The organism is Curtobacterium sp. MCSS17_008 (assembly GCF_003234185.1).
Classification (GTDB): Bacteria; Actinomycetota; Actinomycetes; order Actinomycetales; family Microbacteriaceae; genus Curtobacterium.
This window is the reverse complement of record NZ_QKSM01000007.1, coordinates 41,083-59,543: the sequence shown is the minus strand read 5'-3', so window position 1 is coordinate 59,543 and position 18,461 is coordinate 41,083. Positions and strand designations below refer to the sequence as shown.

The following is an 18,461-nucleotide window of genomic DNA, read 5'->3' as shown; positions in this document are numbered from 1 at the left end:
GCGGCACCACCCACCTGCTGGAACCGGGCGTACCCGGTCGGACCGTCCGACCGGGTACGCCCGATCCGTCCCGGTACGCCCGGACGGACCCACCACTCGCAAGGAGCTCCCGATGCCCCTCACCGACCTGCCCCTCGACCAGCTCCGCGCGTACCGTCCCTCGGTGCGCGAGCCGGGCGACTTCGACGCGTTCTGGGCGTCCACGATCGAGGACGCGCGCGCGGCCGGCGAGGGCATCGCCCCCGTCCTCACGCCCGCCGACACACCGGTCACCGCGCTCGACGTGCAGGACCTGACCTTCCCCGGGTTCGCCGGCGACCCGGTGCGCGCCTGGGTCTCGCGTCCGGCGGGCGCGCACGGCGACCTGCCCGCCGTGGTCGAGTTCCTCGGCTACAACGGCGGGCGCTCGCGACCCGGTGAACGCGTCGCGTGGGCCCTCGCCGGGTACGTGCACGTCGTGATGGACACCCGCGGCCAGGGCAGCGGATGGGGCGGCGGCGACACGCCGGACCCGCACGGTTCCGGGCCGCACATCGCCGGCTGGATGACGCGTGGGATCGACTCCCCCGCCGACCACTACTACCGTCGGGTCTTCACCGACGCCGTCCGCCTCGTCGACGCCGTCCGCACGCTGTCCGGTGTCGACCCCGACCGCATCGCCCTGACCGGCGGGAGCCAGGGCGGCGGGATCGCGATCGCGGCCGCAGCCCTCGTCGAGGCGCACACCGGCCCCCTGGTCGCCGTGATGCCCGACGTGGCGTTCCTGTGCGACTGGGAGCACGGGGCCGACGTCGCCGTCAGCGATCCGTACCAGGAGCTGGTCCGGTACCTGGCGGTCCACCGCGACGCCGCCGAGACGGTGTGGAGCACCGCGGCCTACTTCGACGGGGTCAACCACGCCGCGCGCATCACCGCGCCGGCCCTGTTCTCGGTCGCGCTCATGGACGAGATCGTGCCGCCGCGCACGACCTTCGCGGCCTACAACGCGCTGGGGACGCCCGACAAGCACCTCGAGGTGTACCCGTACAACGGCCACGAGGGCGGCGGGTACCGGCACTGGGAGCGGCAGGCGGCGTTCCTGGCGGACCGGCTCGGCGACCTTCGAGGCCGCTTGTTGAGTTCAACAACCCAGTAGCGTGCCTGTTGATGCCCGAGACGCCGTCGCCTCGGACGACTGGGTCACGCCGCAGCTCCGGATGCCGGCGGGCGCCGATCCGCTCCGGCTCGTCGACTCGGCGGTCCTACTCGCAGCGCCTGGACACCGTCCGCGGGATCATCGACCGGGGGAAGTCCTACTCGTTCCGCAACCGCGCCGTCGAGGCGTACCTCTCGACGGACTGGCCCCACGTGCGCTGACCGCCACGGCCCCGGGCAACCGCAGCGGCGGACCCCGCGGGTCGGGTCAGTCGCCCAGCAGCGCGCCCACGGCGTCGACGACGACCTGACGCCGCCGTGGCGGGGTCACCGCTGCGACGGAGCCGGCTGCCTCGGGCGCGAGCGCGGTCCAGAACACCGCCAGGTGCACGACGAGCCCGAACAGCACCGCCGGACGGAAGCGTCGCGGCAGCACACCGGCCCGCTGCGCCCGTTCGACCTCGGCGACGGCCTCGCCGTGCCGCTCGACCAGGGTCTCGAGCGCCACGTCCGGCCGCTCGAGCCGGTGCCAGGTGGCGAGACGCTGCACCCACGGCCGTTCGACGGTGACGTCGTGCAACCGGCCGGCCCACTCCGGCAGGTCCGCGGTGTCGAGCGGCGCCGCGTCGAGCGCCGCCGTGAGCTCGTGGGTCAGCAGGGCGTCGAACAGCCCGTCCTTCCCGCCGAAGTAGTGGAAGACCTGTGCCTTGTTGCTCCCGGCGGTCGCGGCGAGCCGCTCGACGCGCGCACCGGCGATCCCGTGGGCGGAGAACTCGTCGCGCGCCGCGGCGAGCAGGGTCGCGCGCATCGCGTCGGCAGCTGGGGGCGTGAAGCGGGCCATGCCCGACACGGTACCGATCCGCGGTGCCGTCGCGGCGGCGACGCGGCGGGCCGACGACGGACGGGAGGCCCGTGGCGGCGTCGCCACGGGCCTCCCGTCCGTCATGGGTCGGCTACTCCGCCGACTCGTCCTCTTCCTGGTTGAAGTGCGACTCGTCCTCGGTGAACCCGGCGGCGACGCCCTCGGGGTGTGCGGGGATCGTGCCGTCCTGGCCGAGGCCGTCGGGCTTCGTCGTGCCCTCGGGGTCGTTGGTGGTGTCGCGGGTGTCGTCGGCGTGGGACATGGCGTGCTCCTTCACGGTGTGAGGAGGGCCACGGTACTCACGCTCCCGGGACGTCGCCGGTGCGCCGGCTGATCGTCGTCCCCCGGACGGGCGTGACCGCCGTGGAGCCCGCGGACCGCGCGGCGCTACGACCTCTGCGGTCCCGGGTCCGCGGCGGTCGTCCGGCTCGGTGCCGGGTCGCGGACGAGGACGATCACGGTCACGTCGTCCTCGGCGCGCTCGGCGGCACGCAGGCGCACCGTCCGGAGGAACGCGTGCAGGTCCCGGGCCCGGCCGAGTGTGCGCGCCAGGTCGAGCAGGGTGTCGATCGTGCCGTCGCCGAGGTCGAGCGCCCCGTCGCTCGCGACGACGAGCGCGTCCCCGGGCTCGAGCGTCAGCGTCGTGGTCGAGCGCGGGATGCCCTCGTGGTGCAGTCCGAGCGGCAGGCCGTGCGAACGGAGGGTGCGCGGGGCCCCCTCGGCGGGGACGTGCACCGCGAGGCCGTGGCCGGCATCGAGGACGTCGACGGTCCCCGTCTCCGGCCGGAGTCGCGCGTGGAAGAGCGTGGCGAACGCGCTCGCCCGCACCAGGTCCTCGCCCAGTGCCGGTTCGGCCGCCGCCACCGCCGCAGCCGGGTCGAGGGACCGGTGCTGTCGCAGCGCCGCCCGGATGCCGGACGCGAGCAGGGCCGCCGGCTGTTCCTTCCCCATGACGTCGGCGAGCGTGAAGGTGAGGTCCCCGTCGACGACGGACCAGTCGTGCAGGTCCCCGCTCAGGTCCCCGTACGGCACGGCGACCGCGTCGATGCGGTACCCGTCGAGGGCGGTGGCCGGCGGTGCGAGGGCCGTGACCACCTCGAGCAGCCGGTCGTGGTGCAGCCCCTGGCCGAGGGCGCGCTCGGCCCAGCGCCCGAGGTCGATGAGCGCCGCGGTGTCCTGCGGCGAGAAGTCACGCGGCTCCGTGTCCATCAGGCAGAGCGTCCCGACGGGCTCCCCGCCGGCGATGGTCAGCGGCACCCCGGCGTAGAAGCGGATCCCACGGTTGGTGACCCCCGGCAGACCGGACGTCCTGGGGTCGGCCGTCGTGTCGGGGACGACGGTCGGTTCCGTCCGCCGGACGGTCAACTGACAGAAGGACCATCCGACCGGCCCCGAGACGATCTCGTCGGGGACGTTCGGGGTGAGCGTGTGCAGCAGGTCCTCGTCGAGCACGTTGACGTACGCGAGCGGGACGTCGAAGACCTCGCGCGCGACCCGGACGATCCGTTCGAACCGTTCCGACGGTGCGGCGTCGACGACGTCCAGTGCGGCGACGAGCGCAGCGCGCACCCGCCCCTGGTCCCCCGTGCTCATCCGCCCCGTCCCCCTCCTGGTCCACCGGACCGCTGCTGCGCGGTGGAGCAGCGTCGTGCGGTCCGTGGAAGACCCGACCCACGCTACCCGGCACACCCGGACGCACACCGACACCGCCGCGGAGCACCCTGATCCGAGTGCTCCGCGGCGGCGTCAGGTGCTCAGACCACCGACCAGGTGACGGTCCGTCGGTCGGCGAGCGTGACCTCGTGCACGGCACCCTCGACGCGCACGACCGCACGCGTCGTCGTCGAACCGGGGAACTCGTGCCGGACCGGCCCGTCGCCGGACGCGACGATCCCGCCCGTCGGGAGCGGGCCTCCCGGCCGGGAGGCCGCCGCGTCGGACGCGACCCACACCTCCACGTCCCCTGGCTCCACCACCTTGCGCATCGCGCGGTCGGTGAAGGCGAACCGCTGCACGGGCACGTCGAACCGCACCGTGGCGGACTCCCCCGCCGCCAGCTCGACCCGCGCGTACCCGAGCAGCTGCGCGACCGGCCGCGTGACCGAGGCGTGCCGGTCGTGACCGTAGAGCTGCACGACCTCGGCGCCGCCACGGGCACCGGTGTTGCGGACCGTGACGGACGCGGTGAACGCCCCGTCGGTGGTCACCGTGCCGTCGACAGCCAGGTCCTCGTACGCGAAGGACGTGTAGGTCAGGCCGAACCCGAACGGCCGGACGGGCGTGGAGTCGGTCGCCGTGACGTCCGACGGACCGCCGAGCCGCGGGTGCAGGTACGAGTACGGCTGGGCCCCGGCGGATCGCGGCAGCGACACGGGCAGTCGCCCGGACGGCGCGGTGACGCCCGTGAGCAGGTCCGCGACGGCCGTGCCGCCGCACTCGCCCGGGAAGAACGCCTGCACGACCGCGGCGGGCTTCGCCTGGTCGCCGTCGAGCGCCCAGCCGATCGCGTACGGCCGCCCGGTGAGCAGCACGACCACGGTCGGTGTGCCGGTGGCGACCACGGCCTCGACGAGCTCGCGCTGCACGCCGGGCAGGTCGAGCGACTCGGAGTCGTTGCCCTCACCGACGGTGCCACGACCGAAGAGCCCCGCCTGGTCGCCGACCACGACGACCGCGACCGACGCGTCCTGCGCGGCGGCGACGGCCTCGGCGAAGCCGGACCGGTCGTCGCCCTCGACGTCGGCGCCGCGGGCGTACCGCACGGCACCGGTGCCCAGGGAGTCCTGCAGCGCCTCGAGCACGGTGGGGATCGCGAACCCGAGCGGCAGGCCGGGGTGCGTCGCGAGGACGTGGTTCGCGAAGGAGTAGCAGCCCTGCAGGGCCTCGGCGCGGTGTGCGTTCGGGCCGATCACCGCGATCGGGCCCTGCAGGGACGGCCCGTCGAGCGGCAGGACGCCGTCGTTCGACAGCAGCACGAGCGACTCCGCGGCGAGCCGCCGTGCGAGCTCCCGGTGCTCCGGGGAGTCCAGGTCGACGCCGGTCGGCGGCTCGTCCTCGAAGACGTCCGGCTCGAGCAGTCCGAGGCGCTCCTTCTGCCGGAGGACGCGGAGCACGGCCCGGTCGACGAGGGCCTCGTCGACCTCGCCGTTCCGGACCCGCTCGACGAGCGGCGCCAGGTAGGCGTCACCGGTCGGCAGTTCGACGTCGATGCCGGCCTCGAGCGCCATCGCGGCTGCCTCTCCGCGGTCACGGGCGACGCCGTGCATGACCTCCAGGAACGCCACCGAGAAGTAGTCCGCCACGACGGTGCCGTCGAAGCCGAGCCGGTCGCGCAGCAGGTCGGTCAGGAGCGAGGCGTCCGCCGCGACGGGCACGCCGTCGACCTCGGCGTAGGAGTTCATGACGCTCCGTGCGCCGCCGTCGAGCAGCGCCATCTCGAACGGCGGCAGGAAGACGTCGGCGACCTCGCGCGGGCCGGCGTGGACCGGCGCGTGGTTCCGCCCCGCCCGCGAGGCCGAGTAGCCGAGGAAGTGCTTCAGGGTCGCATCGACGCCGGCGCTCTGCACACCGCGCACGTACGCCGTGCCGACGGTGCCGACGAGGTACGGGTCCTCGCCGATGCACTCGTCGACGCGCCCCCAGCGGGGGTCGCGGACGACGTCGAGCACGGGTGCGAGCCCCTGGTGGACGCCGAGCTCGCGCATCGAGCGGCCGATCACCGCACCGACCTGCTCGACGAGCTCCGGGTCGAACGACGCACCCCACGCCAGCGGCGTCGGGAAGGTCGCCGCCTTCCACGCGGCGAGGCCGGTCAGGCACTCCTCGTGCACGAGCGCGGGGATCCCGAGGCGGGTCTCACGCTTCAACCGGCGCTGCTCCGCCCACAGCCAGGCGGCACGCTCGTCGGGCTCGACGGGACGGGTGCCGTACACGCGGGTGTACTGCCCGAGCCCGTCGCGGGTGACGTCGGCGAGCGTCCCGCCGTCCTGGGCTGCCGCCATCTCGCCCTGCATGGGCGCGACGACGCCGTTCTGGTCGAGCCAGTAGCCGACGAGCTGCGCCGTCTTCTCCTCGAGCGTCATCGTGGCGAGCAACGCGGTCACACGGTCGGACGCGGTCGCGTGATCGTCGTGGGCGGTGTCGGCCGGGAGGCGCGTGGCGGCGTCGCCGTCCGCCTGGCGTCCGTCGGTGGCGTGCGTGGTCGTGTCGAGCGTGGTCACCCCTTCACCGCCCCGGTCAGGCCGCCGACGATGCGCTTCTGGAAGATCGTGAAGAACACCAGGGCGGGGATCATCGACATCGAGGTGAAGGCGAGCACCCTCGCGGTGTCCACGGAGTACTGCGACGAGAAGGCCTGGACCCCGAGCGGGAGCGTGTAGGCGGCCTCGTTGTTGAGGATGAACAGCGGCAGGATGTAGCTGTTCCAGCTCCCGATGAAGGCGAGGATGCCGACCGTCACCACGCCCGGCAGCGACAGCGGGACGATCATCCGGAAGAAGAAGCCGAGGCGGCTCGCGCCGTCGATCGAAGCGGCTTCCTCCAGCTCGTCCGGGATCGCCCGCAGGAACGGCACCAGGATGATGACCGTCGTCGGCAGGGCGAAGGCGATCTGCGGCAGGATCACGCCGGCCAGGCTGTTGGTGAGCCCGAGGTCCTTCACGAGCAGGTAGAGGGGCGTGATGGCGACCGTGATCGGGAACATGAGGCCCGCGGCGAACAGGGCGTAGACCGCGCCGCGACCCTTGAACGAGTAGCGGGCGAGCACGAAGCTGACCATGAGGCCGAGCACGACGACGCCGAGCGTGGTCGTGACCGCGCTGATCGTCGAGTTGCCGAGCTGCTGCCAGAAGATGCCGCTGGACAGCACCGAGCCGTAGTTGCCGAACTGGAAGGGCGCCGGCAGGCCGGCCGGGCTCGTCGTGATCTGCGAGTTCGTCCGGAACCCGCCCAGCACGATGTACAGCACCGGGGCGAGGTTCGCGGCGACGAACAGGACCGCGACGACGTACGTCAGCGGCGTGGCGCGGCCGATCGCAGCGCCGGACCGGCGGTCACGTTGTCCGCGCCGACCGGGGGCGACGAGGCTGGTGGTGGCGCTGGTGACGGCCATCAGTGCTTCCTCTCGGTGAGTGCGCCGGCGGTGTCCCGACGGAGCACGAAGTGCTGGTAGACCAGGGCCACCGCGAGCGAGATCAGGAACATCACGACGGCGACGGCGCTGCCGAACCCGTAGTTGCCCGAGGTGCGGCCGTTCGCGACCATGTAGGTCGCCATGGTCGAGGTGCCCGCGGTCGACGAGATGTACTGGCCCCAGATGATGTAGACGAGGTCGAACAGCTGCAGCGACCCGATGATCGACAGGAACGCCCAGATGCGGATGGTCGGCCCGAGCAGCGGCAGGGTGATGCGGCGCTGGATCTGCCAGTAGCTCGCCCCGTCGATCGCCGCCGCCTCGAAGAGCTCCTCGGGGATGCTCTGCAGGCCGGCCAGGAACAGGATCACCGCGAAGCCGATGTACTTCCACGAGATGATCGCGAGCAGGCTCCAGATGGCGATGTCCGGGTTGGACAGCCAGTCCTGGCGGAGCCCACCGAGGCCCATGCCCTGGAACAGGTCGTTCACCGCACCGTTCGACTGCAGCATGAGGCTCCAGCCGGTGCCGACGATGACCTCGGAGATCACGTAGGGCACGAAGACGAGCACCCGGACGAGTCCGCGTCCACGCATCTTCTGGTTGAGCAGGAGCGCGAGCACGATGGCGATCGGCCCCTGCAGCAGGAGCGACATCACGACGATGAAGCCGTTGTGCATCAGGACCGAGTGGAACGCCTCGTCCTGGAAGATGATCAGGTAGTTCTGCAGCCCGACGAAGTTCGTCGGCGGGCCGTAGCCCTGCCACTTGTAGAAGCCGTAGTAGGCGGCGAGCGCCACCGGCAGGATGACGAAGGTCACGAAGACGATGACCGCGGGTCCGGCGAGGACCGCGATCTCGACGCGCTTGCGCCAGTCGGCGACGCGCTGGGCGGTCCGCCGGGCGGGGAGCGGCGAACCGCTCCCCGCCGGGGACGCCCCGGGAGCTGTGCCCGACGCCTTCGCCGGGGTCGTGCCGAGGGAGGTGTCGAGCGCCATGATCAGCCCTTGGCCGCGGCCTGGTTGGTGGTCTCGACGATGTCCTTCGCGCTGCCCTTGCCGGCGAGCAGGTCGACGACGCTGGTGTTCAGCGCGTTGCCGACGTTCTGGCCGTACAGGGTGTCGAGGTACTGCGAGACGAACGGGGCCTCCTGGTACGCGGCGAGGGCCGACTTCAGGTAGTCCTCCTGGACGACGGACTGGGCGTCCTTGTTGACGGGGATCGCGTTGAAGGCCTTGTAGTACGCCTCCTGGTTGTCCTTCTGCACGATGAAGTTGAGGAAGTCCGTGCAGGCCTTCTTCGGGGCCTGTGCCGAGCAGGAGTTGCCGTCGACACCACCCATCATCGACTTCGGGTCACCCTTGCCGCCCTCGACGGCCGGGAACGGGAACCAACCGAGGTCCTCGAGCGGCTTGGCGTCCGGGGTGAGCGACGCGATCACGCCGGGGTTCCAGGCGCCCATGAGCTCCATGCCGGCCTTGTGGTTGGCGAGGAGACCGGCCGAGCTGCCGGCGCCCTGCTGTGCGGCGGTGGTCAGGAAGCCCTGGTTGAACGGCTCGGTCTCGTTGAAGTCCTCGAGCTGCTCGCCGGCCTTGGTCCAGCACGCGTCGTCGAACTCCAGCGACTCCGCCGCGTCGGTCAGCGTCTTCTCGCTGCACTCGCGGAGCGCGAAGTTGTAGTACCAGTGCGCGGCGGGCCAGGCGTCCTTGGCACCGACGGCCACCGGGTCGATGTCCTTCGCCTTGAGCTTGGCGATGGCCTCGTTCAGCTCGTCCATGGTGGTCGGCGTGTCCTCGATGCCGGCCTCCTCGAAGAGGTCCTTCGAGTACCAGATGCCCTCGGGGAGCACGGCGCCCGGCATCGCGTAGGTCCCGCCGTCCTTCTCGTAGCCGGCGAAGGTGCCCTTGCTGATCGACTGCTTCGCGTCGTCGCTGATCGAGTCGGAGATGTCCATCAGCTGACCGGCAGCGATCATCGCGTCCATCTTGCCGCCGCCGCGCTGCAGGAAGATGTCGGGTCCGTCGCCGGAGTTCAGCGCGGTCTGGAGCTTGCCGTCCAGGTCCTCGTTCTGGATCGCCTGGGCCTTGATCGTGACGTTCGGGTACTTCTCCTCGAACGCCTGCACGGTGTCGTCCCAGTACGCCTTGCCCGGGCCGGTGGTCGAGTTGTGCCACAGGGTCATCGTGACCTTGCCGCCGTCCTCCGACGGGTCGCTGCCGCCGGCTGAACAACCCGCCAGCGTGAGAGCGGTGGCCCCGACCAGCGCGATGGCTGCCGCGGCACGGATCTTCCTCGTCATCGTGGAACTCCTCGGTGTCGTCGTTGACGTTCGCGGCAGTCGATGCCGCTGCGGAGAGCGTGCCAGGTGCTCGTACGCATTGTCAATCGTTATCGATAACGTTTTCTAACCGTGATCGTCGGGCTGGCGGAACACGCATGCGGCGGTACGGTGTGCACATGGAGACCGCCGTCGACCACATGCCCGGACCGGGGCGGGTCACGATCGCGGACGTCGCGCGCGCCGCCGGCGTCTCGATCCCGACCGTGTCCAAGGTGGTCAACAACCGGCACGGCGTGGCCCCCGCCACCATGGTGCGGGTGCAGGAGGTCGTCGAGCGCCTGGGCTACGAGACCTCCCTCGTCGCCCGGAGCCTGCGGAGCTCCCGCACGAACGTCATCGGCATCCTGGTGCCCGAGTTCGAACCGTTCTCGACCGAGCTCCTGCGCGGCGTGTCCGCCGCGACGACCGGCACCGGGTACGAGCTGCTCGCCTACGCCGGCCTCGAGGCAGGCACGGGCCGCCCGGGCTGGGAGCGCCGATCGCTGTCCCGACTGTCCGGCACCCTCATCGACGGCGCGATCGTCGTGACGCCCTCGGCTGCCCTGTCCGGTGCGTCGATCCCGGTCGTCGCGATCGACCCGCACACCGGCCCCGAGGGCCACGCCACCGTCGACACGGACAACGCCGCGGGTGCGCGCGACGCCGTGGAACACCTGCTCGGACTCGGGCACACGCGGATCGCCCACGTGCAGGGGCGTGGCGACCTGGCATCGTCCCAGTTGCGCGAGACGGGCTACCGCGACGCGCTGGCCGCCGCCGGCATCGCCGTCGACGAGCGTCTGGTGCGCGCGGGTGACTACCAGGAGGAACGGTCCGCCGTCGTGGCGCACGAACTCCTGACGCTGCCCGGACGCCCGACCGCCGTCTTCGCCGCGAACGACTCGTCGGCGATCGGTGTGCTGCACGCCGCCGAGGCGCTCGGGCTCCGGGTTCCCGAGGACCTGTCGGTGGTCGGGTTCGACGACGTCCCGCAGGCGTCCACCACGACCCCGCCGCTCACGACCGTGGCGCAGCCGCTCGCCGAGCTCGGCGCGAGTGCGGTCGCGATGCTCATGGGCATGCTGCGCGGCGAGCCGACGAGCGACCACGTCCGGCTGCGCTCGACGCTGCACGTGCGGAGCAGCACCGGCCCGGCGCGCTCCTGACCGGACGCGTCAGCGGCGCAGCGTCTGCTTCGGGTACTCGCCGAACCGCTCCGCGTACGACGCCGAGAAGCGCCCGAGGTGCGCGAACCCCCACCGACGGGCGACCTCGCCCACGGCACCGGCCTGCGGCCCGGCCTCCAACAGTTCCTCGTGCACGCGGTCGAGCCGTACCTGGCGCAGGTAGGTCAGCGGTGAGACGTCGAAGACGCGCCGGAAGGACTCCTGCACCGACCGCACGCTCAACCCCGCCGCCTCGGACAGGTCGACGATCGAGACGTCCTCCGCGGCGTGCGCGTGGATGTACTCGACGGCGGCGCGGAGCCGGGCGTTCCGCGGCTGTGCGAGCACGTCCGGCAGGTCGTCGGACTGCGGTGGGAACATGTCCAGGAACACCTCGGCGGCGGCGACCTTGGCGTCCTGCCACACGTCGGAGTCCGGCCCGCCGACCCGCAGCGCACGGGACAGCGCGGTCAACGCCCCCTGCCAGCGGTGCCCGAGGTTCTCGTCCGCACCACGCCGGGCGTCGAAGCGCAGGGGCCGCTCCCCGATCTCGCTCCGCGTGGCGGCGACCCGGCCCACGAACCCGCGGTCCAGGTGCACGAGCCGCTGGTCGTAGTCGGCGGTCGTGAACGTGAACTCCTCGTCGGCGGGGAACAGCACCGGTACGTCGTGCAGCATCGGCCAGCGTTCGCCACGCACCTCGACCTCGCCCGTACCGGTGCTGATCCACGTGACGACGTGGTCGGGCGCCCCGCCGGGCATGTACCCGCGGATCTCGCCGTGCATCTGCGACCGGCGGATCGTGACCTCGCTGTCGCCGATGGCGGTGTACCGGTAGTCGAACCGGCCGTTGGAGGGCGCCGCGCTCCACCGCTCCCCCGCGTAGATGCCGCCGAGGTCGCGGACAGCCGTCTCCGGTCGCGTGCCGGAGACCTCGAAGCGCACCGGCGCGATGGTCCCTTCGGCCCCGAAGGCCTCGATCAACGGGTCAGCCACGTCGTCCTCGCTCGCCACGGACTGTCCACTCGACGCCATCGCTCTCGTTGTCCGGATACGGTTCAGGGGTGGTTGCGGCGTAGTGTCGCGGACGACCGACACGCACCGAGGGGGCGATCGCCTGAGCGAGATCGACCTGACCGCCGCACTGACGAGGCTCGAGGCCGCGATGGGCGCCCTGCGGGGACGGCTCCGCGAACGGTTGGCCGTGTCCGGGGCGGACCTGACGGTCCTGCAGTTCGTCGCGCGTTCCGCGGCCGCGGAGCGCCGGGTACGTGTGAAGGACCTCGTCTCGCACCTCGGCCTGACGGGACCGGCGGTCACCGGGACGGTGGACCGCCTCGAGCGCGCGGGTCACCTGCGCCGGGTCCCGAACCCCGACGACGGCCGCAGCCGGTTCATCGAGCTCACCCCGGACACGGAGCGCGCCTACGCCGGCGCGTTGGACAGCACGAACGAGCATCTGCACGACCTCCTGTCCTCCTTCTCCGAGCGCGAGCGGACCCGGTACGTCCGCGTGATCGACCGGGTGGTCGAGGCACTCGAGCACGGCGCACCGACCCCGTGACGGCAGGCTACGGGCGGTCGGGGACCGGCTCCGGACGTTTGTCCAACAAGCGCAGTTAGGTCAGTTCCCGACGTATCTCGCCGGACGCGGGGCCGTTCGGCCCGTACCGTCGCCGGTGGGTACCCCCACACGGGGGTGGCATCAGGGAAACGGGGAGGAACCATGGGTTCGTACCAGTCCGAGCCGGGCATCGACCCGGTGCGCATCGAGACGTTCCGTCGCATGCGGAAGCGTTGGAAGTACGGCGAGCTGCAGGACGCGAACGGCCTGTACGCCGACTTCTTCACCGACACGGCGCGCGACACGCGCCGCTGACGGCACCCCGCCGGTCACGCGACCGGCGACGGACGGGAGGCCCGTGGCGGGATCGCCACGGGCCTCCCGTCCGTCTGGGTCGGCGACCGGGCGCCCGGTCGCCTCCACGTCGGACGTCACCCCTTGACGGCACCGGACGTCAGGCCGGACACGATCGACCGCCGGAAGACCAGCACGAGGATGACGATCGGGACCGTCGCCGCCACGCTCGCCGCGAAGATCTGCGCGAACGGCACGGTGAACTGCGTGCCGAACAGGGCGATGCCGACCGGGATCGTCCGGAACGAGTTCTCGCTGTTGAACGTCAGCGCCATGAGGAACTCGCTCCACGACGCCGTGAACGTGAAGACCCCGACCGTGAAGAGCCCGGGCTTCGCCATCGGCAGGATGACCGACAGCACGGTCCGCCAGGCGCCCGCACCGTCGATCTCGGACGCCTCCTCGATCGTCGACGGGATCCCCTGCAGGTAGTTCCGCATGATCCAGATCGCGAACGGCAGGTTGAACGCCACGTAGGGCACGATCAGGCCCGGGTACGAGTTGAGCAGCCCGAGGTTGCGCTCGAGCAGGTACAGCGGCGTCAGGACCGCGATCGCCGGGAACACCGACAGCATGAGCAACGAGGTCATGATCGCCGTCCGGCCCTTGATCCACCGGCCCGCGAGCGCGTAGCCCGCCAGGAAGGACAGCGCCAGCACGATGACGGTGGTCGACACCGACACGACGACGCTGTTCAGCATGTACTGACCGAGGGCGTTGTCGCGGAAGGCCACGACGAAGTTGTCGAACGTCAGCGACCGCGGGAACGCCGTCGGCGGCGACTGTGCGATCTCGGACGACGGCTTGAACGACGTCGAGACGAGCCAGTACAACGGCAGCGCCGTCAGCACCGCGATGACGACACCGCTGACGTTGACGGTGTTGACCCACTTCCGCCAGCCCTTGCGCACCTTCTGTCGGGGCATCAGGCATCCCCTCCCTTCGCCTGGTTCCGGAACGCCCGCAGGAACAGCAGGCACCCGACGGCCACGATGACCGCCGTGCTCGTCGCGATCGCCGCGCCCGGTCCGATGTTGATGTCCTGGAAGAGCACCTTGTAGCCCATGATCGCGAGCGACTGGGTGGCGGTGCCCGGTCCGCCGTTCGTCAGCACGAACGGCAGGTCGAAGACGCCGAAGGCCTGCAGGATGCGGAACAGCACGGCGATCGTCAGCGTCGGGGTGAGCTGCGGGAGCACCACGCGCCAGAACGTCTGCCAGGTGTTCGCGCCGTCGAGCTCGGCCGCCTCGTAGTGGTCCTCGGAGATCTGCACCAGGCCGGCGAGCAGGATGATCGCCACGAACGGTGTCGTCTTCCAGATGTCGGCGACCATCAGGCCGGTGATCGCGGGCACCGGTTCGCCGAGGATCACCGGGGCGTCGCCGAACAACCCGAAGAACCACGTCGCGACGCCGTACGTCGAGTCGTAGATGTACTTCCAGAGCTGCGCGTTGACGATCGTCACGAGCGACCACGGCACCAGGAGCAGGGCGAGCATCCACCCGCGGGTGGCCCCGAGCCGTTCGAGCACCAGGGCGACGAGCATGCCGAGCACGAGTTCGACGAAGACCGTCACGACCGTGTACAGGACGGTGAACCCGAGCGCCCGGTACCAGTCGGCGCTCTGCAGCAGCGCCGCGTAGTTGCCGAGGCCGAACCCCTGGATGGCGAAGCCGTCGTAGCCGATCTCGACGTCCGCGAAGCTCAGGACGATCGAGTAGACGACCGGGAAGATCGTGACGGCAGCCACCACCAGGAGCGCCGGCGCCGCGAAGCCCCACGCACCACGCGCGCGGACCCGCTCCATGCGCGACCGCCCCGTGGTCGGGCGGTAGCCGTCGCCGCGACCCGCGCCTCCCGTGCGCCCAGCGCCGGACCCGGCAGCCGCTGTCGGCCGGCGGGTCTCGGTCCCGGCGCTCACAGCGCCTCCCCCTGCAGGGCGAGCGAGATGGCCGATGCCATCGCGCCGGTGCCGCCGTCGACGGACGCCTGGCCGCCGAGGATGCTGTTGCCGTTCTGGTAGACGCCCTGCGAGACCTTCGGGTAGTAGGCCGTCGAGGTCGGGCGGGGCACGAGCGTGATGCCGGCCGCGGTGTCGTACGTCGGCCGGTTCTGCCGCTTGGCGTCCTGGCTGACCAGGCTCGCGCTGCGTGCGGGCAGGACGCCGCCCTCGCGGGTGAGGAACTGCTGCGCGGTCTCACTCGACATCCACGCCGCGAACGTCAGCGCCGCGGCGGGTTGCTGCGTGTGCGGGTTGATGTAGTTCCCCCACCCGCCGATCGTCGAGTGGTTGTCCTGCATGCCGTCGAAGGTGGGGCGGGCGGCGAGCCCGACCTTGCCGGCGACCGCGGAGTCCGGGCCGTTCGCGATCCCCCACGCGTACGACCAGTTGCGCAGGAACGCTGCGCGGCCGCCCGAGAAGGCGTCGTTCGTGTCCTGCTCCTGGTAGGTCAACGTCGCGCGCGGGCTGGCGCCGTCGGTGATGAGCGACCGCATGAACTCGAACGCCCGCTTGGCCTCCGAGCTCGTCGTCGCCGGAGCCGTCAGGTCGTCGTTGAGCAGCGAGCCGCCGGCATCGGCGACGAACTCGGTGACGTTGCACGTCAGACCCTCGTACACGTCTCCCTGGAAGGCGAAGCCGTAGTCGACGTCGCCCGTGTCGACGAGCTTCGCCGCGGTGTCCTTGACCTCTTCCCACGACCGCGGGACCTGGAACCCGTGCTTGTCGAGCAGGTCCTTGCGGTACAGGAAGAACGACTCGTCGATGTAGAGCGGGAACATGTAGTAGGTGCCGTCGACACTCGCGGCCAGCCGGAGTCCCTCGGGGAACTGCTCGAAGAAGTCCTCGCCGACGAGCTGGTTGACGGGCGTCGCGAGCTTGTTCTTCGCGAACTGCCCCGGCCAGGCGACGTCGCCCAGGTACACGTCCGGTGTCGGGCTGCCGGCGGCGATCTGCGTCGTCAGGCTCGTGCGGTTCGTGTCGGTGTCGCTCGGCGCGCTCACGATCCGGACGCGGATGTTCGGGTGCTCCTTCTGGAACTCGGCGATGAGCCGGCGCCGGAGGTCCCCGCCGTCCTTCGACGCGACCTGACCGGCCCACCAACTGATCGTGACGTCACCCTCTGGCGGCTCCGTCGGCCACTCCTCGACGGTGGTGCGCTCGGGCCGGGTGGAGCAGCCCGCGAGCAGCAGCACCCCCGTGCCCCCGAGCAGGAAGAGCCTGCGGTCGATTGCCATCCGTCCTCCTCGACGAAGGGTGCGGCGGTGCACCCGGCGAACCTGTGGGCCCACACAACCAACCGACCCTGTGCGCGCGTCCAGGTGCAGCGGTGCCGCATGCGGCGGGGTCCCCTGCGGCGGTCCCGGTGGGGTGGTGGCGGGCCGCTCGGCGCCGAGGCCGAGCCCGGCCGGGCGGCACCTGCGTGACGCAGCGCGCTGGCGTCAGCGCACGGGGGCGGGGGCCGTGGACTCGGCGGTGCGGAGCTCGCAGGGCAGCAGGAAGTGCGGCAGCTCGACCGAGGTGCCGTCGAGTTGGTCGATCAGTGCGTCGGCCGCACGGATGCCGAGCTCACGACCGGGGGCGACCATGACGGACAGCCGCGGATGGTGCTGGTCCCCCGCCGCCGCCGAGGACGCGATGCTGAGCACCGACACGTCGTCCGGCACCCGCCGCCCCGCCGCGTAGAGCCCCACCAGCAGCCCGGCCGACGAGTCGTCCTTCATGACGAGCACGGCGGTCACCTCGGGGTCGGCCTCGAGCAGCTGCGCAGCGGCCTCGCGGCCACCCTCGCTGCCCGGTCCGGCGTACACGATGGTCCCGACCCCGCCCCGGTCGGCGACCGATCGCCGGAAGGTGTCCTCCACCCGCAGGTGGGGTGCGTAGCCGGCCATCGGCGTGCCCTCGAGGTCCTCGAGGACGAGGCCGAAGCGGCGGTGCCCGAGCCCCTGCAGGTGGTCGAGGCCGTCCTCGATCGTGGTCTCGAAGTCGATGTCGACGAACGGCAGCGCGCTGCTGTCGCGGGTGCGCCCGATGAGGGTGAAGGGCACCCCGAGCTCGCTGAGCTTCACGACGCGTGGGTCGTCCATCCGCACCTCCATGAGGACGACACCGTCGACGAGGCCGCCGGACACGAGGTCGTCGAGGTCCTCGCCCGCGGGGTCGACCGGCCAGAGCACCAGGTGGTGCCCACGCTCGGACGCACGCTCGGCGGCGCTCATGAAGAAGTCGGACGTGGTGGGGCCGAACCGGTTGCCCGTGGTCGGGAAGAGCAGGGCGACGATCCGGGTACGCCGACTGGCCAGTGCCCGGGCGACGACGTTGCCGCGGAACTTCAGCTCCCGCATCGCCGCGGTGACCTTGGCGGTGGTGGCCGGGGTGACGTACTTCGTGCCGTTCACCACGAAGGAGACCGTGGCGATGGACACCCCGGCGCGGTCGGCGACCTGCTGCATCGTGGCCACGGCACCTCCTGCGGACGGACGGACGCACCGCCGTGGTCGCGGCGGTGATCACGAGCATAGCCCTCCGGGGTTGTCGGAAAAGCGCTTTACAGGTGAAGCGCTTTTCTGTTAGCTTCTCGCCCCAGGACCACCGCGACGACGACGTCAGTGGAGTCGCCGCACCGCGTCCTCCCCCGCATCCGCGAAGAGAAGAGCAGTGCAATGAAGCATGGTTTCCGCTCCACGTCCCGCCGGGGCCGCGCCCTCGTCGGCGCCGCCGCGATCGTCGCGACGGTCCCCCTCGTCCTGACCGGGTGCTCCGGTTCCGGGAACGCGTCGTCCTCCGGAGGTGGCGGCGGGACCCTCACGATCGAGGACTACTACGACGCGAACTACGACCCCGTGTACCAGCAGTGCGCGAAGGACGTCGGGGTCGAGGTGAAGATCAACCACGTGGCCGGTGCCGGTCTCATCTCGAAGGTCCTGCAGCAGGCGTCGTCGCGCACCCTGCCGGACGTCCTCATGCTCGACAACCCCGACGTGCAGCAGATCGCCGCCTCCGGGGCGCTCTCCGACCTCGCCGACTACGGGCTCGACGCGGACGACGACGTCCCCGGCGTCAAGGGCGCGAACACGTACGAGGGCAAGCTCTACGGCCTGCAGCCGAACACGAACTCGATCGCGTTGTACTACAACGAGAAGCTGCTCGACGAGGCCGGCGTGCAGCCGCCCAAGACGTGGGACGAGCTCAAGGAGACGGCGAAGAAGCTCACCAAGGGGTCGACCTACGGCTTCGCGATGAGCAACATCAACACGTACGAGGGCACCTGGCAGTTCCTGCCCTTCTTCTGGTCGAACGGCGGTGACGAGCGGGACATCGCCACGCCGGAGGCCGCCCAGGCCCTGCAGCTCGTGCAGGACCTGCAGGACGACGGCTCGATGTCGAAGAGCTCGATCAACTGGGCCCAGGCCGACGTGAACAACCAGTTCATCGCGGGCAAGGCCGCGATGATGATCAACGGTCCGTGGCAGCTGCCCGCCCTCAAGGAGGCGGAGGACCTCGAGTTCGCGAGCGTCCCGATCCCGACCCGCACCGGGTCCGAGACGGTGGCCCCGCTCGGCGGCGAGGCGTTCACCGTCCCCCAGACCGGGGACGCGGACAAGATGCAGCTCGCCGGCGAGTTCGTCGGGTGCCTGAACAGCGACAAGATGCAGGCCGTCCTCGCGGAGGTCAGCGGCAACGTGCCGACCAACCTCGAGGTCGGCAAGCAGTGGGCCGAGGACCACGCCGACGTCGCCTCGTTCGTCACCACCGTGCAGACCGCACGCGCCCGGACCGGACAGCTCGGCGAGGACTGGCCGAAGGCCGCCACGAAGATCTACACCGCCGTCCAGCTCACCCTGACCGGCAAGGCCGACCCCGAGCAGGCGCTCCAGCAGGCGCAGTCGCAGAACCAGTAGCGGAGTCGGGGAGCCGGTCCCGCGACCGG

The 18,461-nt window shown here is 71.3% G+C and carries 17 protein-coding genes; 5 read left to right on the top strand and 12 right to left on the bottom strand.

What is annotated here, in order from left to right:
• Window positions 1–112 precede the first annotated feature (112 nt).
• The gene (locus tag DEJ23_RS09190; protein ID WP_111239960.1) at window positions 113–1,135 is read left to right on the top strand and encodes an acetylxylan esterase; all 1,023 of its coding nucleotides are present in this window, start codon (window positions 113–115) and stop codon (window positions 1,133–1,135) included.
• 267 nt (window positions 1,136–1,402) lie between these two features.
• On the opposite strand, the gene DEJ23_RS09180 is transcribed toward DEJ23_RS09190, so the two are convergent.
• The 7 genes from DEJ23_RS09180 to DEJ23_RS09155 all read right to left on the bottom strand — a co-directional run bounded on the left by DEJ23_RS09180 (window position 1,403) and on the right by DEJ23_RS09155 (window position 9,426).
• The gene (locus DEJ23_RS09180) at window positions 1,403–1,975 is read right to left on the bottom strand and encodes a TetR family transcriptional regulator (RefSeq protein ID WP_181429200.1); all 573 of its coding nucleotides are present in this window, start codon (window positions 1,973–1,975) and stop codon (window positions 1,403–1,405) included.
• 112 nt (window positions 1,976–2,087) lie between these two features.
• The gene (locus DEJ23_RS15695; protein ID WP_181429199.1) at window positions 2,088–2,258 is read right to left on the bottom strand and encodes a hypothetical protein; all 171 of its coding nucleotides are present in this window, start codon (window positions 2,256–2,258) and stop codon (window positions 2,088–2,090) included.
• Between the two features lie 125 nt (window positions 2,259–2,383).
• Complete coding sequence (locus tag DEJ23_RS09175; RefSeq protein ID WP_111239957.1) at window positions 2,384–3,589, bottom strand: PP2C family protein-serine/threonine phosphatase; 1,206 nt, start codon at window positions 3,587–3,589, stop codon at window positions 2,384–2,386.
• 161 nt (window positions 3,590–3,750) lie between these two features.
• Entirely contained in the window at window positions 3,751–6,216 is a 2,466-nt protein-coding gene (locus DEJ23_RS09170) for a glycoside hydrolase family 3 N-terminal domain-containing protein (protein ID WP_375342269.1), read from the bottom strand.
• Window positions 6,213–7,106, bottom strand: coding sequence for a carbohydrate ABC transporter permease (locus DEJ23_RS09165; RefSeq protein WP_111239956.1), 894 nt, complete (start codon window positions 7,104–7,106; stop codon window positions 6,213–6,215). Before DEJ23_RS09165 ends, DEJ23_RS09170 begins: the two co-directional genes overlap by 4 nt.
• Complete coding sequence (locus tag DEJ23_RS09160) at window positions 7,106–8,125, bottom strand: carbohydrate ABC transporter permease (protein ID WP_111239955.1); 1,020 nt, start codon at window positions 8,123–8,125, stop codon at window positions 7,106–7,108. The genes DEJ23_RS09165 and DEJ23_RS09160 overlap by 1 nt, the downstream gene beginning before the upstream one ends.
• Window positions 8,126–8,127: 2 nt before the next feature.
• Window positions 8,128–9,426 (bottom strand): ABC transporter substrate-binding protein, encoded by a 1,299-nt coding sequence (locus DEJ23_RS09155; RefSeq protein ID WP_111239954.1) that lies wholly within the window; start codon window positions 9,424–9,426, stop codon window positions 8,128–8,130.
• A 158-nt stretch (window positions 9,427–9,584) separates the two neighbouring features.
• On the opposite strand from DEJ23_RS09155, the gene DEJ23_RS09150 reads away from it, so the two are divergent.
• Window positions 9,585–10,613 carry a LacI family DNA-binding transcriptional regulator gene (locus DEJ23_RS09150; protein WP_258375398.1) on the top strand — a complete coding sequence of 343 codons (1,029 nt, stop codon included), beginning with the start codon at window positions 9,585–9,587 and terminating at the stop codon, window positions 10,611–10,613.
• Between the two features lie 9 nt (window positions 10,614–10,622).
• Here the strand turns inward: DEJ23_RS09150 and DEJ23_RS09145 are convergent, their stop codons facing one another.
• Window positions 10,623–11,609: a helix-turn-helix domain-containing protein gene (locus tag DEJ23_RS09145; protein ID WP_181429198.1), complete on the bottom strand. Its 987-nt coding sequence runs from the start codon at window positions 11,607–11,609 to the stop codon at window positions 10,623–10,625.
• An 82-nt stretch (window positions 11,610–11,691) separates the two neighbouring features.
• Here DEJ23_RS09145 and DEJ23_RS09140 point away from each other — a divergent pair, with 82 nt between their 5' ends.
• Together DEJ23_RS09140 and DEJ23_RS15690 are read left to right on the top strand one after the other, a co-directional pair.
• Window positions 11,692–12,177, top strand: coding sequence for a MarR family winged helix-turn-helix transcriptional regulator (locus DEJ23_RS09140; RefSeq protein WP_181429197.1), 486 nt, complete (start codon window positions 11,692–11,694; stop codon window positions 12,175–12,177).
• 162 nt (window positions 12,178–12,339) lie between these two features.
• Window positions 12,340–12,492, top strand: coding sequence for a hypothetical protein (locus DEJ23_RS15690; RefSeq protein ID WP_181429196.1), 153 nt, complete (start codon window positions 12,340–12,342; stop codon window positions 12,490–12,492).
• Window positions 12,493–12,608: 116 nt separating this feature from the next.
• Here DEJ23_RS15690 and DEJ23_RS09135 read toward each other — a convergent pair whose 3' ends face one another.
• The 4 genes from DEJ23_RS09135 to DEJ23_RS09120 all read right to left on the bottom strand — a co-directional run bounded on the left by DEJ23_RS09135 (window position 12,609) and on the right by DEJ23_RS09120 (window position 16,983).
• A complete protein-coding gene (locus DEJ23_RS09135) occupies window positions 12,609–13,457 on the bottom strand; it encodes a carbohydrate ABC transporter permease (RefSeq protein WP_258375397.1) in 849 nt (282 codons plus the stop codon).
• Window positions 13,457–14,452: a carbohydrate ABC transporter permease gene (locus DEJ23_RS09130; protein ID WP_258375396.1), complete on the bottom strand. Its 996-nt coding sequence runs from the start codon at window positions 14,450–14,452 to the stop codon at window positions 13,457–13,459. The genes DEJ23_RS09135 and DEJ23_RS09130 overlap by 1 nt, the downstream gene beginning before the upstream one ends.
• Window positions 14,449–15,768, bottom strand: coding sequence for an ABC transporter substrate-binding protein (locus DEJ23_RS09125; protein WP_111239950.1), 1,320 nt, complete (start codon window positions 15,766–15,768; stop codon window positions 14,449–14,451). The genes DEJ23_RS09130 and DEJ23_RS09125 overlap by 4 nt, the downstream gene beginning before the upstream one ends.
• 204 nt (window positions 15,769–15,972) lie before the next feature.
• A complete protein-coding gene (locus DEJ23_RS09120; RefSeq protein ID WP_111240038.1) occupies window positions 15,973–16,983 on the bottom strand; it encodes a LacI family DNA-binding transcriptional regulator in 1,011 nt (336 codons plus the stop codon).
• Between the two features lie 210 nt (window positions 16,984–17,193).
• On the opposite strand from DEJ23_RS09120, the gene DEJ23_RS09115 reads away from it, so the two are divergent.
• Window positions 17,194–18,432: a sugar ABC transporter substrate-binding protein gene (locus tag DEJ23_RS09115; protein WP_111240037.1), complete on the top strand. Its 1,239-nt coding sequence runs from the start codon at window positions 17,194–17,196 to the stop codon at window positions 18,430–18,432.
• Window positions 18,433–18,461 lie beyond the last annotated feature (29 nt).

Coding starts and splice junctions, on each gene's coding strand:
- DEJ23_RS09150 (WP_258375398.1), top strand. CDS start 9,585: ATGGAGACCGCCGTCGACCACATGCCCGGACCGGGGCGGGTCACGATC.
- DEJ23_RS09125 (WP_111239950.1), bottom strand. CDS start 15,768: ATGGCAATCGACCGCAGGCTCTTCCTGCTCGGGGGCACGGGGGTGCTG.
- DEJ23_RS09160 (WP_111239955.1), bottom strand. CDS start 8,125: ATGGCGCTCGACACCTCCCTCGGCACGACCCCGGCGAAGGCGTCGGGC.
- DEJ23_RS09135 (WP_258375397.1), bottom strand. CDS start 13,457: ATGCCCCGACAGAAGGTGCGCAAGGGCTGGCGGAAGTGGGTCAACACC.
- DEJ23_RS09155 (WP_111239954.1), bottom strand. CDS start 9,426: ATGACGAGGAAGATCCGTGCCGCGGCAGCCATCGCGCTGGTCGGGGCC.
- DEJ23_RS09120 (WP_111240038.1), bottom strand. CDS start 16,983: ATGCAGCAGGTCGCCGACCGCGCCGGGGTGTCCATCGCCACGGTCTCC.
- DEJ23_RS15695 (WP_181429199.1), bottom strand. CDS start 2,258: ATGTCCCACGCCGACGACACCCGCGACACCACCAACGACCCCGAGGGC.
- DEJ23_RS09115 (WP_111240037.1), top strand. CDS start 17,194: ATGAAGCATGGTTTCCGCTCCACGTCCCGCCGGGGCCGCGCCCTCGTC.
- DEJ23_RS09175 (WP_111239957.1), bottom strand. CDS start 3,589: ATGAGCACGGGGGACCAGGGGCGGGTGCGCGCTGCGCTCGTCGCCGCA.
- DEJ23_RS09165 (WP_111239956.1), bottom strand. CDS start 7,106: ATGGCCGTCACCAGCGCCACCACCAGCCTCGTCGCCCCCGGTCGGCGC.
- DEJ23_RS09180 (WP_181429200.1), bottom strand. CDS start 1,975: ATGGCCCGCTTCACGCCCCCAGCTGCCGACGCGATGCGCGCGACCCTG.
- DEJ23_RS15690 (WP_181429196.1), top strand. CDS start 12,340: ATGGGTTCGTACCAGTCCGAGCCGGGCATCGACCCGGTGCGCATCGAG.
- DEJ23_RS09190 (WP_111239960.1), top strand. CDS start 113: ATGCCCCTCACCGACCTGCCCCTCGACCAGCTCCGCGCGTACCGTCCC.